Source organism: Pantoea sp. X-Soil-OKNW-713, assembly GCF_059730685.1.
Window position 1 is genome coordinate 1,417,164 of record NZ_AP035995.1, and the last position, 15,608, is coordinate 1,432,771.

A 15,608-nucleotide genomic window follows, 5' to 3' on the forward strand; every position below is an offset into this window, starting at 1 on the left:
TCCACTGCGTAACAAAGGTCAATGCCGTGTTAGTTTCCAGCAATATCACCATGCAGTTCGGCAGTAAGCCGCTGTTTGAGAATATCTCCGTTAAATTTGGCGGCGGTAATCGTTACGGTTTAATCGGTGCAAACGGCAGCGGTAAATCGACCTTCATGAAAATACTGGGCGGTGACCTGGTGCCGAGCGCGGGAAATGTTTCCCTCGACCCGAATGAACGTATCGGTAAGTTGCGTCAGGACCAGTTTGCTTTTGAGCAATATAGCGTGCTCGATACCGTGATTATGGGGCACCATGAATTATGGGCCGTCAAGCAGGAACGTGACCGCATATATGCCTTGCCGGAAATGAGCGAAGAGGAAGGCTATAAAGTTGCTGACCTCGAAGTGCAATACGGTGAAATGGATGGTTACAGTGCTGAATCCCGCGCAGGGGAATTATTACTGGGTGTAGGTATCCCAGTAGAACAACATTACGGACCGATGAGCGAAATTGCGCCCGGCTGGAAATTACGTGTGTTGCTGGCGCAGGCATTATTTGCCAACCCGGATATTCTGTTACTCGATGAACCGACCAACAACCTGGATATTGACACCATTCGCTGGCTGGAGCAGGTACTGAACGAACGTAACAGCACCATGATCATCATTTCGCATGACCGTCATTTCCTGAATATGGTTTGCACGCATATGGCGGATTTGGATTACGGCGAGCTGCGCGTTTATCCGGGTAACTATGACGAATATATGACCGCAGCCACCCAGGCGCGTGAGCGTTTATTAGCAGATAATGCGAAAAAGAAAGCGCAAATTGCCGACCTGCAATCTTTTGTCAGCCGTTTTAGCGCTAACGCCTCAAAATCGCGTCAGGCAACCTCGCGTGCTAAACAGATTGAGAAAATCAAACTGGATGAAGTGAAAGCCTCCAGCCGTCAGAACCCCTTTATTCGTTTTGAACAGGATAAGAAACTGTTCCGCAATGCGCTGGAAGTGGAAGCCATCACCAAAGGTTTCGATAACGGCCCGTTATTTAAAAATCTGAACTTGCTGCTGGAAGTCGGAGAAAAAATGGCGGTGTTGGGTGCCAACGGTATTGGTAAAACCACCTTGCTGAAAACGCTGGTAGGCGAGCTGACACCGGAAAATGGTACGGTTAAATGGTCCGAGAATGCGCGCATTGGTTATTACGCGCAGGATCACGCGACAGATTTTGCCGACGACCTGACGGTGTTCGACTGGATGAGCCAGTGGAAACAGGAAGGGGACGACGAGCAGGCAGTGCGTAGCATTCTTGGTCGTCTGCTGTTCAGCCAGGACGATATCAAGAAGCCAGCTAAAGTTCTGTCCGGTGGTGAGAAGGGCCGTATGTTGTTTGGTAAGCTGATGATGCAGAAACCGAACATCCTGATTATGGACGAACCGACCAACCACCTCGATATGGAATCCATCGAATCGCTGAACATGGCGCTGGAGATGTACGAAGGCACGCTGATTTTCGTCTCGCATGACCGTGAGTTTGTCAGCTCGCTGGCAACCCGTGTGCTGGAAATCAAAGGTGATCGCGTGGTGGACTTCACCGGCAACTACGAAGATTATCTGCGTAGCCAGGGGATTGTGTAAAAACAGCGTAGCGGCGCGATTTATCGCGCCGCAATGAGCTGGTACGGTTGTTTATTTCCCCCCGCACACCTCACAATGCGCATCCTGCGCCACTTTCATCGTGCGAAACTCGGCGCTCAAGGCATCGTACATCAGCAACCGTGAGCTGGCTGGGGTGCCAAAGGCCGTCAAAACTTTAAGGGTTTCCATCGCCTGCATGGCCCCCATAACCCCAACTAACGGAGCCATCACACCGGCTTCAACGCAGCTCAGCGCCTGCTCGCCAAACAAACGGCTGATGCAACGATAGCAGGGCGTATCCGGCTGCCAGGTAAATACGCTGAGCTGGCCTTCCATGCGAATCGCGGCAGCAGAAATCAACGGTACCTTGTGTTGCCAGCACCAGCGGTTGATCTGTTCACGCGTTTGGACGTTATCCGTGCAATCCAGTACAGCATCATGACGGGCAATCAGGGTGCCCAGCGCCGTATCCTCAAGCTGCGCATTGAGGGTTTCTAACTGGCAATGGGGATTGATCGCTGCCAGCTGCTGTGCAGCAGAATCCACTTTCGCCATACCAATCGTACTGTCACGATGCAGGATTTGCCGTTGCAGGTTACTGAGCGCGACGGTATCGAAATCCAGCAAGGTCAGTTGCCCCACGCCCGCTGCGGCCAGATAAGGTGCGGCGGCACAACCCAGCCCGCCAAGCCCAACGACCAGAACACGCGCGGCTTTTAGTTTTTCCTGCCCGTCAAAATCGAAGCCACGCAACACGATTTGCCGGTTGTAGCGCAGCATCTCTTCATCGCTTAACTCCGCGTGCATTTATCCCTCCAGCAGGCTGTTGAAGGGTTCAACGTCGACCCATTCACCAGCTTCCACGTTACCGCGTTCACGCTCCAGCACGATAAAACAGTTCGCCAGCGCAAAGGAACTGAACACATGTGAACCCTGCGATCCGGTGCTGCGAACTTCCAGCATCCCGTCTGCGCCACGGCTGAAGATACCGCGTTGGAAATCGAGGCGTCCCGGTGATTTTTTCAGACGCTGGGTGGCTCTGGCGCGCAAACGTGCCGGTATCAACGGCGCTTGCTGGCCGGTGAGGGTACCGAGCAACGGCTGAACCAGTTGATAGAAGGTCACTGCCGCCGATACCGGGTTGCCCGGCAGGCCGCAGAACCAACTGTTGGCGAGTCGACCAAAGGCAAAAGGTTTACCGGGCTTGATCGCCAGTTTCCAGAAGGTGATGGCCCCCAGCTCCTCCAGCATGGCTTTGGTAAAGTCGGCTTCACCGACCGATACACCGCCCGTGCTGATCACCACATCGGCCTGGCGATCGGCTTCACTGAATGCCTGGCGCAATGCCACCGGATCGTCGCCAATCACGCCAAGGTCGATCACTTCGCAACCAAGGCGGTTCAGCATCAACGACACGGTGAAGCGATTGGTATCGTAGATCTGTCCTGCTGCCAGTGGTTGTCCCACCGCCTGTAATTCATCGCCAGTGGAGAAAATCGCCACCCGCAATTTACGCAGCACGCTGACCTGGGCGATGCCCAAAGAGGCCAATAGCGGCAGCTCGGCGGCGCCGAGACGCACACCGGCGTCCAGTACCTGTTTGCCCGCCTGAATATCTTCACCACTGCGGCGGATATGCTGCCCGGCGTTGACCGGTGCGGTGATGACAATCCCACCGTCACGTTGTTCGGTTTCTTCCTGCATCACCACCGCTTCACAGCCTGCGGGGACCGGCGCGCCGGTCATGATGCGGATAACCGTTCCTAGCGGCCATTCGCCGTTGAAAGGTCCACCGGCAAAGGCTTTGCCCGCGACAGGCAACACGCGATCCGGTGCAACATCGGCGAGGCGTACTGCATAACCGTCCATCGCGGCATTATCGAAGGGGGGGACATCCAGCGGCGATAACACCGGCTGGGCGGTGATACGCCCGGCGGCTTCGAATAACGATACCTGCAATGAATCGGTAATCGGGGTGAGTTGCGCCAGCATTTTTTGCTGGGCGTCTTCGAGGGAGATTAAGCCCGCAGTAAAAGGTTCCATGTCCATATCAGCCTGGTTATGTCAGATGCTGCCTATTATGGCAGGCAAATGCCTGCCGCCGCATTATTACGGCAAATGTTTTATCAGCACATCAATGTTTAACCGGTTGATGTATTCCATGGAATTGGAGGTGAGGACCCCCATAAAGCGGTTATGGTGTCCGACAATCACTAAATCGATATGTTTTTCGGCAATGCATTTTTCGACGTCTTTAAAGCGGCGCAACGTAACCAGCTCATGGCATTTAACCGGCAGACTTACGCTGGCGGAGAGCTTGCTCATCAGCGCCTTCGCCCGAATTACATCCTCCGACACCACATCGTTCATCAGGCTGTCCGACACATAATTCATTTCCCGGTAATCATCGCTGATATGGGCGAGGGTGACTGTCATCGCCAGTTCTTCAGCCAGCGTCACGGCGTGGTTCAACAGCAATGCGCCATCCTGATTTCCCTGAACCAGCACCAGGGCATGGTTATAACTGTTCATGGCTTGCTCCGGCATGATCTTTGCTGTGAGTATAGTGTTTCGCCCCTGCTAAACCGGGCACTGCTCACGCTTTTGTCAAACTTAAAGGCATAAACCACAATAAAAGGTTATGACCCGGCAGCACAGTTTCTGCTTTACAAGGCGGGATGGCCTTTCTATATTCGAAAGTTGCCAAAAAATAATGAAAACCATTCTAAATCAGTGTTTTTGGTTCTGATTCCTTGACAGGGTAACGGGTATGACTAAAGCAGTTATCGCCATTCACGGCGGCGCGGGTGCCATCACTCGCGCGGCGATGAGCGCCGAAAAAGAGCAATATTATCGTCAGCAACTGGCGGCGATTGTCGCCGCTGGTCAGCAAATTCTGGCCGATGGCGGCAGCGCGATGGACGCGGTGACCGAGGCTGTGCGCTTGCTGGAGGAGTGTCCGTTGTTTAACGCCGGTAAAGGGGCGGTGTTTACCCATCAGGGTACGCATGAACTGGATGCCAGCATTATGGATGGCCGCACGCTGGAGGTGGGCGCGGTCGCCGGGGTTAACCATATCCGCAACCCGGTACTGGCGGCGCGCGCAGTGCTGGAGGTCAGCCCGCATGTGCTGTTTATCGGTGCCGGTGCGGAAGCCTTTGCCACCCAGCAGGGGCTGGAGATGGTTGCGGCAGACTTTTTCTCCACCCCTGAACGCTGGGAGCAGCTGCAACGCGCGCTCGGCAGCGATCAGGCGGTGCTGGATCATGACGGTGCGGCGCAAAGCCACAGCGATGACCCACTCGATCCCGATCGTAAATTTGGTACGGTCGGTGCAGTGGCACTGGATTTACATGGCAATCTGGCCGCAGCCACCTCAACCGGCGGTATGACCAACAAACAGGCGGGACGCGTGGGCGATTCACCGTTGGTCGGTGCCGGGTGCTACGCCAACAACGATTCGGTCGCGGTTTCCTGTACCGGCACTGGCGAGGTGTTTATCCGCACTCTCGCCGCTTACGACGTGGCGGCACAAATGCGTTATGCCGGTCGCACGCTGCAACAGGCCAGCGCCAATGTGATTCACGATAAAGTCCAGGAACTGGATGGCAGCGGTGGGCTGATTGCCGTTGACCGTGATGGCAATGTGGCACTGCCGTTTAACAGTGAAGGAATGTACCGCGGATTCGCTTATGTGGGCGGCGAAGTTGAGGTAGCCATTTACCGCGATAGCTAAAGGAGCAGGCATGACGGATCGGCAACGGCAATTAACGCCAGACCAGGTTCTGGCGGTACGGGATCTGAACGTACGTTTCCAGCATGAAGGACGTATTACCGAAGCGGTGCGCCAGCTCTCGCTTGATCTGCATCGTGGTGAAACCCTGGCGCTGGTGGGGGAGTCCGGTTCGGGTAAATCGGTCACTTCGCTGGCGTTGATGCGGCTGATCCAGCAGGCGGGTGGGGAAGTCAGCGGTGAAATCACCCTGCGACGGCGTAATGGCGAGTTGCTGGATGTGATGCGGGCTCCTGCCAGCCAGATGCGACGCGTACGCGGTGCAGATATGGCGATGATCTTCCAGGAACCGATGACCTCGCTGAATCCGGTGTTCACCGTCGGTGAGCAAATCGCCGAATCGATCCGTCTGCATCAGGGCAAAAGCCATCAACAGGCGTTGGCTGAAGCGCGCCATATGCTCGATCTGGTGCGCATCCCCGAAGCGCAAAATGTCTTGTCGCGCTATCCGCATCAACTTTCCGGTGGTATGCGTCAGCGCGTAATGATCGCTATGGCGCTCTCCTGTAAACCCGCGCTGCTGATCGCCGACGAACCCACGACCGCGCTGGATGTCACCATTCAGGCACAAATCCTGCAATTGATCCGCGTGCTGCAAAAAGAGATGCAGATGGGGGTGATTTTTATCACCCACGATATGGGCGTGGTGGCGGAAATGGCCGACCGGGTGCAGGTAATGTATCGCGGCGATGTGGTGGAACGTGCGCCAGTGCAGCAACTGTTTAACCAGCCGCAGCAACCCTACACCCGGGCGCTGCTTTCCGCCGTGCCTAAACTGGGGGCGATGAATGGACAACCGCTTCCGGCAAAATTTCCGCTTATCCACCGTGATGGTCGCGAAGAAGCCCAGACGCCGCAGGATACGGTGCGTGTTGACCGCCCGCCGGTGCTACAGGTACGCGATCTGGTTACGCGTTTCGATATCCGCAGCGGTTTGCTCAATCGGGTAAAACGTCGCGTCCATGCGGTGGAGAAGGTCAGTTTTGATCTTTATGCCGGTGAAACGCTCGCCCTGGTCGGGGAGTCCGGCTGCGGTAAGTCGACCACCGGTCGTTCTCTGCTACGCTTAGTCGCCAGTCAGGGCGGCACCATTACTTTTGACGGGCAACGCATTGATGCGCTCGAGGGACGGGCGCTGGCGGCCTTGCGTCGTGATATTCAGTTTATCTTTCAGGACCCTTACGCCTCGCTCGACCCGCGTTTGACGGTGGGCTTCTCCATCATGGAGCCGCTGCTGGTGCATCAGACGATGAACCGCCGCCAGGCCGAGCAACGTGTCGCCTGGCTGCTGGAACGCGTCGGGTTGTTGCCGGAACATGCCCAACGTTATCCGCATGAATTTTCCGGTGGTCAGCGTCAGCGTATCTGCATTGCGCGCGCGCTGGCGCTGAACCCCAAAGTGGTGATTGCGGATGAGTCGGTCTCGGCGCTGGATGTGTCGATTCAGGCACAAATCATCAATCTGATGCTCGATTTGCAGCGCGAATTTGGCATCGCGTTTCTGTTTATCTCGCACGATATGGCGGTAGTGGAACGCATCAGCCATCGTGTGGCGGTGATGTATCTTGGACAGATCGTGGAGATGGGGCCACGCCAGGCGGTGTTTGAGCAACCGCGCCATCCCTATACCAAAAAACTGATGGCGGCAGTGCCGGTGGCCGATCCGGCGCACCGGCGTCGTGAACGGGCGTTGCTGGTGGATGAAATCCCCAGCCCGATACGTCCGTTGGGCGATGAGCCGGAAGTCGCGCCATTGATTGAGGTGGCACCAGGGCATTTTGTCGCCCGCCATGCCATCAGCGGCACCTGAACAGCAGCAACTCATCCGCGTCACCGGCTGGTGTGCGCAAAGACAGGGACTACAGGAGAACGATAACGATGCACCATATTATGCGTAAAGGGGTTATCACTGCCGGGTTGTTAAGTTCGGCGCTGGCGCTACCGGCCTGGGCGGCGAAAGATGCGGTGATTGCCGTGGCTTCAACATTTACCACCCTCGATCCTTACGATGCTAACGACACCTTGTCGCAGGCGGTGGCGAAGTCCTTCTATCAGGGATTGTTCGGCTTCGATAAAGATATGAAGCTGACTAACGTGTTGGCTGAAAGCTATCAAACCAGCAGCGATGGCCTGACTTACACCATCAAACTGCGTCCCAATGTGAAGTTTCAGGATGGCACCGACTTCAATGCGGAGGCGGTGAAGGTCAACCTCGATCGCGCCAGCAACCCGGATAATCACCTCAAGCGTTACAACCTGTTTAAATACGTCGCCAGCACCGAGGTGGTGGATCCGCTGACGGTCAAAATCACCCTGAAGCAGCCGTTCTCAGCCTTTATCAATAACCTGGCCCATCCGGCGGCGGTGATGATCTCCCCAGCGGCGCTGAAAAAATATGGCAAGGATATTGGTTTCCATCCGGTGGGAACCGGGCCGTTTGAATTTGTCACCTGGAACCAGACTGACTTCGTCAAAGTGAAGAAGTGGGATGGCTACTGGAAAAAGGGCTATCCAAAGCTCGACAGCATTACCTGGCGTCCGGTGGTGGATAACAACACCCGCGCGGCGATGTTGCAGACCGGCGAAGCCACTTTTGCTTTCCCGGTGCCGTTTGAACAGGCCAAATTGCTGGAGAAAAACAGCAAGCTCGATGTGGTCACGACCCCGTCGATTATGCAGCGCTATATCAGCCTGAACGTGACACAAAAGCCGTTCGACAATCCGAAGGTGCGTGAGGCGCTGGAGTATGCCATCAACCGCCAGGCGTTGGCGAAGGTGGCGTTTGCCGGATATGCCACGCCTGCTACGGGCATTGTGCCGCCTGCCATCGATTTTGCGCAGAAGTATCCCGCCATTGCTTACAATCCGGCCAAAGCGCGTGAACTGCTGAAAGAGGCGGGTTACCCGAATGGTTTTGAAACCACCTTGTGGTCATCACATAACCACAGCACCGCGCAGAAAGTGTTGCAGTTCACCCAGCAACAGTTGGCGCAGGTTGGAGTTAAAGTGAAGGTGTTGGCGATGGATGCCGGCCAGCGTGCGGCGGAAGTGGAAAGCAAAGGCCAGAAAGAGAGCGGCGTGCGCATGTTCTATACCGGCTGGTCAGCCTCGACCGGTGAAGCCGACTGGGCGCTGACGCCGCTGTTTGCCACCAGCTCATGGCCGCCAGCGATCTTCAATACCGCGTTTTACAGCAATCCCCAGGTTGATAAAGATCTGGCCGATGCGCTGAAAACCACCGATCGCGACCAGAAAGCCAAACTGTATAAAGATGCACAGGATCGCATCTGGAACGACCATCCGTGGATCCCGCTGGTGGTGGAGCAACTGCTGTCTGCCAATAACAAAAACCTGAGCGGTTTTTACGTCATGCCTGATACCTCATTTAATTTTGATGAGGCCGACCTGAAGTAACCCTGAGGGGCAGCCCGCGTGGCTGCTCCTCACCGTGCAGGACTTCGCATGCTGAATTATTTTCTCAAACGATTACTGGGACTGATTCCCACGCTGCTGATTGTGGCGGTGTTGGTGTTCCTGTTTGTACATCTGTTGCCGGGCGATCCGGCACGCTTGATTGCCGGGTCCGATGCCGATGCGCAGGTCGTCGCGCTGGTGCGTCAGGAATTGGGCCTGGATCAGCCATTGATCCAGCAGTTCTGGCATTTCATCTGGAATGCGGTGCAGGGGGATTTTGGTCAGTCGATGGTGTCGAAACGTCCGGTTTCCGAAGAGATCGCCACGCGTTTTTTTCCGACACTGTGGCTGACATTAAGCAGCATGGTCTGGGCGGTGCTGTTTGGCATGGTGATTGGCATCGTCTCTGCGGTATGGCGTAATCGCTGGCCGGATCGACTGGGTATGACGCTGGCGGTGTCGGGGATCTCTTTTCCGGCGTTTGCCCTCGGTATGCTGCTGATGCAAATTTTTTCCGTGGATTTAGGCTGGTTGCCGACCGTGGGTGCCGACAGTTGGCAGCATTACATTCTGCCTTCCATCACCCTCGGCGCGGCGGTTGCGGCGGTGATGGCGCGCTTTACCCGTGCATCGTTCGTGGAGGTGATGCAGGAGGATTATATGCGCACCGCGCGGGCCAAAGGGGTGCGGGAAACGCTGGTGGTGGTCAAACACGGGCTACGCAATGCCATGATTCCAGTGGTCACCATGATGGGGCTGCAATTTGGCTTTTTGCTCGGCGGTTCGATCGTAGTGGAAGTGGTGTTTAACTGGCCCGGTCTGGGCCGTCTGCTGGTGGATTCGGTGGAGATGCGTGATTACCCGGTGATTCAGGCCGAGGTGCTGCTGTTCTCGCTGGAGTTCATTCTGATTAACCTGATTGTCGATATGTTGTACGCGGCGATCAACCCGGCTATTCGCTACAGGTAAGGAGTCGCAATGAAAAACTGGCGACGCGAGGCGGCACTGAAAATCATGCCGACGATGACGGAAAACCGGGTGCGCACCCCCTGGCGCGAGTTCTGGCGACGCTTTCGTCGCCAGCATGTGGCGCTGCTGGCCGGGGCGTTTGTGTTGTTGCTGATCGTAGTGGCTTTTATCGCCCCCTGGATCGCGCCCTTTGATGCCGAAAACTATTTTGATTATGACCGCCTGAATGAAGGCCCGTCGCTGATGCACTGGTTTGGGGTTGACTCGCTCGGCCGCGATATTTTTAGCCGTGTGTTGGTCGGCACGCGCATTTCCTTAATTGCCGGTTTCTTTTCGGTAGCGATAGGGACGGTGATCGGCACCTTATTGGGTTTGCTGGCAGGCTACTACGAAGGTTGGTGGGATCGTATCACCATGCGCGTCTGCGACGTGTTGTTTGCCTTTCCGGGCATTCTGCTGGCGATTGCTGTGGTGGCGATTATGGGCAGCGGCATGAGTAACGTGATTGTCGCGGTGGCGATTTTCAGTATCCCGGCGTTTGCGCGTTTGGTGCGGGGTAACACCCTGGTGCTCAAACATCAGACTTATATTGAATCGGCCCGCAGCATTGGCGCATCGGACTGGACCATCATTATGCGCCATATCCTGCCGGGTACGGTTTCATCGATTGTGGTCTACTTCACCATGCGTATCGGCACCTCGATTATCACGGCCGCCAGCCTGTCGTTTCTTGGCCTCGGTGCGCAGCCGCCCACGCCAGAGTGGGGCGCGATGCTCAATGAAGCACGCGCCGATATGGTGATTGCCCCCCATGTGGCGATTTTCCCCAGCCTCGCCATTTTCCTGACGGTGCTGGCGTTTAATTTGCTGGGCGATGGGCTGCGTGATGCATTGGATCCGAAATTGAAAACCTGAACCAGGTGAGCAACGGCGCGATTTATCGCGCCGTTTTACCTTAAAACGTTTCCCAATTGTCATTGCCGGAGGCAGCAGGGGCCTTCAACGCGCGTGGAGCTACAGCTGGCGCTGACGGACGCACCAGCGCCGCCACCACCTGACGTGTGCCGGTGTTAAAACGCGCTACCGCCGCAGACAAACGGCTGGCCTGTTGTTCCAGCGATGCCGACGCATTCGCCGATTCCTGCACCAGGGTGGCGTTCTGTTGCGTAACGCGATCCATCTCATTCACCGCCTGGCCGATCTGGTCGATACCACGGCTCTGCTCATCCGATGCGGAGGCAATCTCACCCATAATATCGGTCACGCGGGTGACGGCGCTGACGATTTCCTGCATGGTGTCGCCCGCGCTGCCAACCTGTTGTGAGCCGAGATTGACACGCTGAACCGAGTTCTCAATCAACAGCTTGATCTCTTTCGCTGCCTGGGCACTGCGTTGGGCCAGGTTACGTACTTCACCTGCCACCACCGCAAAACCGCGTCCCTGTTCTCCGGCGCGAGCCGCTTCAACTGCCGCGTTAAGGGCGAGGATATTGGTCTGGAAGGCAATGCCATCAATCACGCTGGTAATATCCGCGATCTTTTTCGAACTGTCGGCGATATCGTGCATGGTTTTCACCACGCCAGCCACCACGTTGCCACCCTTATCGGCGGTATCGGAAGCGGTTCTTGCCAACTGCGTGGCCTGGCGCGCGTTATCGGCGTTTTGTTTCACGGTGGCGGTGAGCTGCTCCATACTGGCGGCGGTCTCCTCCAGTGATGCGGCCTGTTGTTCGGTACGTGAGGAGAGATCGTTATTCCCGGTAGCGATTTCACTGACGCTGCTGAAGATCGCATCAGCGCTGTCACGGACATTGCTGACGGTACTGAGTAGCGCCTGTTGCATATGATTCAGGCTGGCAGCCAGTGCCGCCATTTCACTGCGGCCTTCTACGTGCAGACTGCCGGAAAGATCCCCTTCAGCAAAACGTTCCATCTGTTTTTGCAGTTGCTTCATCGGGGTGAGCAGAATACGGCGTACCAACACCCAGACTGCTGCCAGCATCAGCACCACCACCACGGCCATCACCGCAACCATAGCCAGCACACGTTGCCAGGCGCTTTCGTTTTCCGCGCTGCCTTGTGCCAGCAACTCGACGTTCTGCGCACGCCACTGCTTGTAAGCCTCTTCGAGGTCATCCTGCGCTTGCTGGGCATCAAGATTGCCATACGAAGGGTAATCATTGGCTTTCAGAAAGGTGGCGGATTGTTGCAGCAAATCCGCCATTGCGCTGAACTTGGCTTCGACCAGGGCCGCAGCAGCGTCACTCTGGCCTTTGATGCGTGGTAGACTTTTGTACTGGGCAAAGTGCTGCTGCGCTTCATTCAGCGAGACGCCCGCCGCCGTGATCAATTTGTCAATCGCCGCCAGTGAGGCTGCATCGGTCTGCTTTTTCAGGATACGTATGGCGACGCGGTTAATGGTGACGCGGGTTTTTACCAACGTTTGCCAGCCATCGGCCAGTTCGCGCTGCTGGTGGGATAATTGATCGCTGGTGGTGAAGTTACGCTGACCCGCCATGAGCGAGGTCAGAAACAGCGAGCCGGAAACGACTTGCATGGCTGTAAAGACCACCAGAATCACAATAATGGCGGTCACGACTTTCATTCTTTTAAGCATCCTGAACTCTCTGGGCAAAAGGGGCGTGTACAGAGGTTATCGGTGTAAAAGAAAGGCGCTTTACTGTCGGGGAAAAATAATTTCGGCGGAAAATGATATCCCCCATGACTGGCATGGGGGAGGAGGGATTAAACGCGTGAACCCCAAAGATCGTATTCGTCGGCGTGTTCCACTTTGACGCGCACCACGTCACCGACTTTCACCTGACGATCGCCGTTCAGGTAGACCGCACCATCGATTTCTGGCGCATCGGCCATGCTGCGACCAACCGCACCTTCTTCATCGACTTCATCGATGATCACCAGAATTTCGCGGCCAATTTTCTCTTGCAGACGTTCAGCCGAGATCTGCTGTTGCAGCTGCATAAAGCGTTCGAAACGTTCCTGCTTCACCTCTTCCGGCACCTGATCCGGCAGCTGGTTGGCGGTCGCGCCTTCAACCGGGCTGTACTGGAAGCAGCCGACACGATCCAGACGCGCTTCTTTCAGGAAGTCGAGCAGCATCTGGAAATCTTCCTCGGTTTCTCCCGGGAAGCCGACGATAAAGGTGGAACGCAGCGTCAGTTCCGGGCAAATTTCACGCCAGCGCTTAATACGCTCCAGCGTACGTTCTACCGCACCCGGACGCTTCATCAGCTTCAGAATACGCGGGCTGGCGTGTTGCAGCGGAATGTCGAGGTACGGCAGGATCTTACCTTCAGCCATCAGCGGAATGACATCATCCACATGTGGGTAAGGGTAGACGTAGTGCAGGCGCACCCAGACGCCAAGTTTTGCCAGTTGTTCACACAGGCTGACCATGCTGGTCTTCACCGGGGAACCGTTCCAGAATCCGGTACGATGCTTCACATCGACGCCGTAGGCGGAGGTGTCCTGAGAAATAACCAGCAGCTCTTTCACACCGGCTTCCACCAGACGTTTGGCTTCGTCCAGTACCTCGCCAATCGGGCGGCTATCAAGATCGCCACGCATTGACGGGATGATGCAGAAGGTACAGCGATGGTTGCAGCCTTCCGAAATCTTCAGGTAGGCATAGTGGCGCGGCGTCAGCTTCACGCCCTGCTGCGGCACCAGGCTGAGGAACGGGTTGTGCTCTGGCTTCGGCACGTAGTGATGAACGTGTGACAGCACCTGCTCGTAGCTGTGGGGACCGGTGATTTCCAACACCTTCGGGTGCACTTCGCGGATTTGATCCACTTTGGCACCAAGGCAGCCGGTGACGATCACTTTCCCGTTCTCGTTCAACGCTTCACCAATCGCTTCCAGGGATTCCTGCACGGCGCTGTCGATAAATCCACAGGTGTTAACAATGACGATCTCCGCGTCATCATAGCGTGGTACCACGTCATAACCTTCGGTACGCAGTTCCGTCAGGATACGTTCCGAGTCAACGAGGTTTTTTGGGCAGCCGAGTGAGACAAAGCCCACGCGTGGAGGATTGGTGACATGGCTCATAAGAATAAAAATTCATCATCATTAGTGTGGATAGGGGGGCGATTGTACAGGTGTCCGCGGGGAAATTGTATAGTCTGTTTTAAAGCCGCAACATGCTCAGGGTTGTCTTCACCGGGTGATTTTGCTTAAATGCCCGGTTGGTGCCTGTAAGCTATTATCGATACAAGAAAAAAATTATGCAGCGCTGACGGTGAAATTGCTCACTGCCAGGGCAGAAGTGGATAATGTGAGAGCAGAGAAATGAAAGAGATCATCAAAGGTTTTCTGAGTTTTCAACAGAATGTGTTTCCTGAAAGGAAGGATCTTTTCAAAAGCCTGGCGTCCAACCAAAATCCTAAAGCCCTGTTCATCTCCTGCTCAGACAGCCGTCTGGTGCCGGAACTGGTGACACAGCAGGAGCCGGGTCAACTGTTCGTTATCCGTAATGCGGGCAACATTGTGCCGTCATTCGGACCTGAGCCAGGCGGTGTATCCGCCACCATCGAATATGCCGTAGTGGCGCTGGGCGTGAGCGAAATCATCATTTGCGGCCACTCCAACTGTGGCGCGATGAAAGCCATTGCCGAGTGCTCCTGCATGGATACCATGCCTGCGGTGGAACACTGGCTGCGTTATGCAGACGCTGCGCGCGCCGTCGTAGAGAACAAAAAGTACGACACGCCGGAAACCAAGCTTACTGAGATGGTGAAAGAGAACGTTATCGCCCAGCTCCACAATATCAAAACACATCCTTCTGTCGCGGTAGCGCTGCGTAAAGGTTCGCTGCGTCTGCACGGGTGGGTTTATGATATTGAGAGCGGCAAAATCATGGCGCTGACTAAAGGCGGCGATGAGTTTGTTTCCCTGTCCGATAACCCGGAAACCTGCTTCGAATAAGCCCCAGACCGCCTGTGTTGCGCCAGTAACCCAGGCGGTTGCTATTCACATTTCTTCAATTTTTCTTACTGCTCGTTACTGCTCAAACTAAGCTTGAAAAGCCATTTCTCCTCATAAGGGCTTTCATATGCGATCACATCTCGTTGTTCCCCTGGTGACGCTGGCTTTCCTCACAGCAGGGTGTACCTCCCATGTTGCTGATACCAAACAATATTCAGGCTTTCTCGGTGATTACAGCCAGTTAAAAATGGCGGAATCGGCGAGTGGCAAACCGACGATGCGCTGGATATCGCCCGATTATCATGCGGCGAAGTATCCCAACGTCATTTATACCCCAATAGTTTATTACCCGGCGGCGCATCCGACGCAGCGTATCAGCCAGCAGACGCTGGACGCGATACGACAATATGCCGACCAAAAACTGAAAGACGGCATCGCGGTGCATAAAAATCTCGTGACCCAGAAGGGACCCAATACGATGGTGGTGAGGGCGGCAATCACCGCCGTGGGTAGCGAAAATGAGGGGGTGCAATTCTATGAAGTGGTCCCCGTTGCGGCGGTGATCGCCGGAACCATGGCCGCGACCGGACATCGTACCCAGAACAGTACGCTGTACCTCGAAGTTGAAGCCAGCGATGCGCAAACCGGCAAACCGTTGATTAAAGTGGTGCGTAAGGCCTTCGGTAAGACGCTCCCTAACAATAGCTCGCCCATCACCCTGAATGATCTGCGTCCAGGCATTGATGAAATGGTCCGTGACGCGGTTTCTTTCAGCGCGCCCTGAAATGTCCATGCCCGGGCCACCGGGCTTAATGTTTTGTAAATCCTGCACATCCTTTTTTACCGGCTGACTACCCTTAACGTCA

The 15,608-nt window shown here is 55.5% G+C and carries 13 protein-coding genes; 8 read left to right on the forward strand and 5 right to left on the reverse strand.

Features of this window, described 5'->3' with window-relative positions:
• Positions 1-26 precede the first annotated feature (26 nt).
• Positions 27-1,619, forward strand: coding sequence for an ABC-F family ATPase (locus tag AC6I8R_RS06515; protein ID WP_021182543.1), 1,593 nt, complete (start codon positions 27-29; stop codon positions 1,617-1,619).
• Positions 1,620-1,670: 51 nt separating this feature from the next.
• Here AC6I8R_RS06515 and moeB read toward each other — a convergent pair whose 3' ends face one another.
• The 3 genes from moeB to AC6I8R_RS06530 form a co-directional block, all read right to left on the reverse strand.
• Positions 1,671-2,426, reverse strand: coding sequence for a molybdopterin-synthase adenylyltransferase MoeB (gene moeB, locus AC6I8R_RS06520; protein ID WP_415173802.1), 756 nt, complete (start codon positions 2,424-2,426; stop codon positions 1,671-1,673).
• Positions 2,427-3,662 (reverse strand): molybdopterin molybdotransferase MoeA, encoded by a 1,236-nt coding sequence (moeA, locus tag AC6I8R_RS06525; protein WP_497832034.1) that lies wholly within the window; start codon positions 3,660-3,662, stop codon positions 2,427-2,429. It lies immediately after the preceding gene.
• A gap of 66 nt (positions 3,663-3,728) precedes the next feature.
• Entirely contained in the window at positions 3,729-4,151 is a 423-nt protein-coding gene (locus AC6I8R_RS06530; protein WP_021182546.1) for a universal stress protein, read from the reverse strand.
• 238 nt (positions 4,152-4,389) lie between these two features.
• Between AC6I8R_RS06530 and AC6I8R_RS06535 the strand changes: the two genes are divergently transcribed.
• From AC6I8R_RS06535 to gsiD, 5 genes are all read left to right on the forward strand, one after another.
• Positions 4,390-5,355: an isoaspartyl peptidase/L-asparaginase family protein gene (locus AC6I8R_RS06535; RefSeq protein WP_021182547.1), complete on the forward strand. Its 966-nt coding sequence runs from the start codon at positions 4,390-4,392 to the stop codon at positions 5,353-5,355.
• Between the two features lie 10 nt (positions 5,356-5,365).
• Positions 5,366-7,222, forward strand: a complete 1,857-nt coding sequence (gene gsiA, locus AC6I8R_RS06540; protein WP_208725103.1) for a glutathione ABC transporter ATP-binding protein GsiA — start codon at positions 5,366-5,368, stop codon at positions 7,220-7,222.
• Positions 7,223-7,290: 68 nt separating this feature from the next.
• Positions 7,291-8,826 (forward strand): glutathione ABC transporter substrate-binding protein GsiB, encoded by a 1,536-nt coding sequence (gsiB, locus tag AC6I8R_RS06545; protein ID WP_415173804.1) that lies wholly within the window; start codon positions 7,291-7,293, stop codon positions 8,824-8,826.
• Between the two features lie 48 nt (positions 8,827-8,874).
• Positions 8,875-9,795: a glutathione ABC transporter permease GsiC gene (gene gsiC / locus AC6I8R_RS06550; RefSeq protein WP_497832035.1), complete on the forward strand. Its 921-nt coding sequence runs from the start codon at positions 8,875-8,877 to the stop codon at positions 9,793-9,795.
• Positions 9,796-9,804: 9 nt separating this feature from the next.
• Positions 9,805-10,710, forward strand: coding sequence for a glutathione ABC transporter permease GsiD (gene gsiD, locus AC6I8R_RS06555; protein ID WP_021182551.1), 906 nt, complete (start codon positions 9,805-9,807; stop codon positions 10,708-10,710).
• 40 nt (positions 10,711-10,750) lie between these two features.
• Here gsiD and AC6I8R_RS06560 read toward each other — a convergent pair whose 3' ends face one another.
• Both AC6I8R_RS06560 and rimO read right to left on the reverse strand, forming a co-directional pair.
• Complete coding sequence (locus AC6I8R_RS06560) at positions 10,751-12,412, reverse strand: methyl-accepting chemotaxis protein (RefSeq protein WP_497832036.1); 1,662 nt, start codon at positions 12,410-12,412, stop codon at positions 10,751-10,753.
• 128 nt (positions 12,413-12,540) lie between these two features.
• Positions 12,541-13,866 carry a 30S ribosomal protein S12 methylthiotransferase RimO gene (gene rimO, locus AC6I8R_RS06565; protein ID WP_021182553.1) on the reverse strand — a complete coding sequence of 442 codons (1,326 nt, stop codon included), beginning with the start codon at positions 13,864-13,866 and terminating at the stop codon, positions 12,541-12,543.
• A 240-nt stretch (positions 13,867-14,106) separates the two neighbouring features.
• Between rimO and AC6I8R_RS06570 the strand changes: the two genes are divergently transcribed.
• Both AC6I8R_RS06570 and AC6I8R_RS06575 read left to right on the forward strand, forming a co-directional pair.
• Positions 14,107-14,742, forward strand: coding sequence for a carbonic anhydrase (locus tag AC6I8R_RS06570; RefSeq protein ID WP_021182554.1), 636 nt, complete (start codon positions 14,107-14,109; stop codon positions 14,740-14,742).
• A gap of 127 nt (positions 14,743-14,869) precedes the next feature.
• Positions 14,870-15,526, forward strand: coding sequence for a DUF3313 domain-containing protein (locus AC6I8R_RS06575; RefSeq protein WP_021182555.1), 657 nt, complete (start codon positions 14,870-14,872; stop codon positions 15,524-15,526).
• Positions 15,527-15,608: the final 82 nt, after the last annotated feature.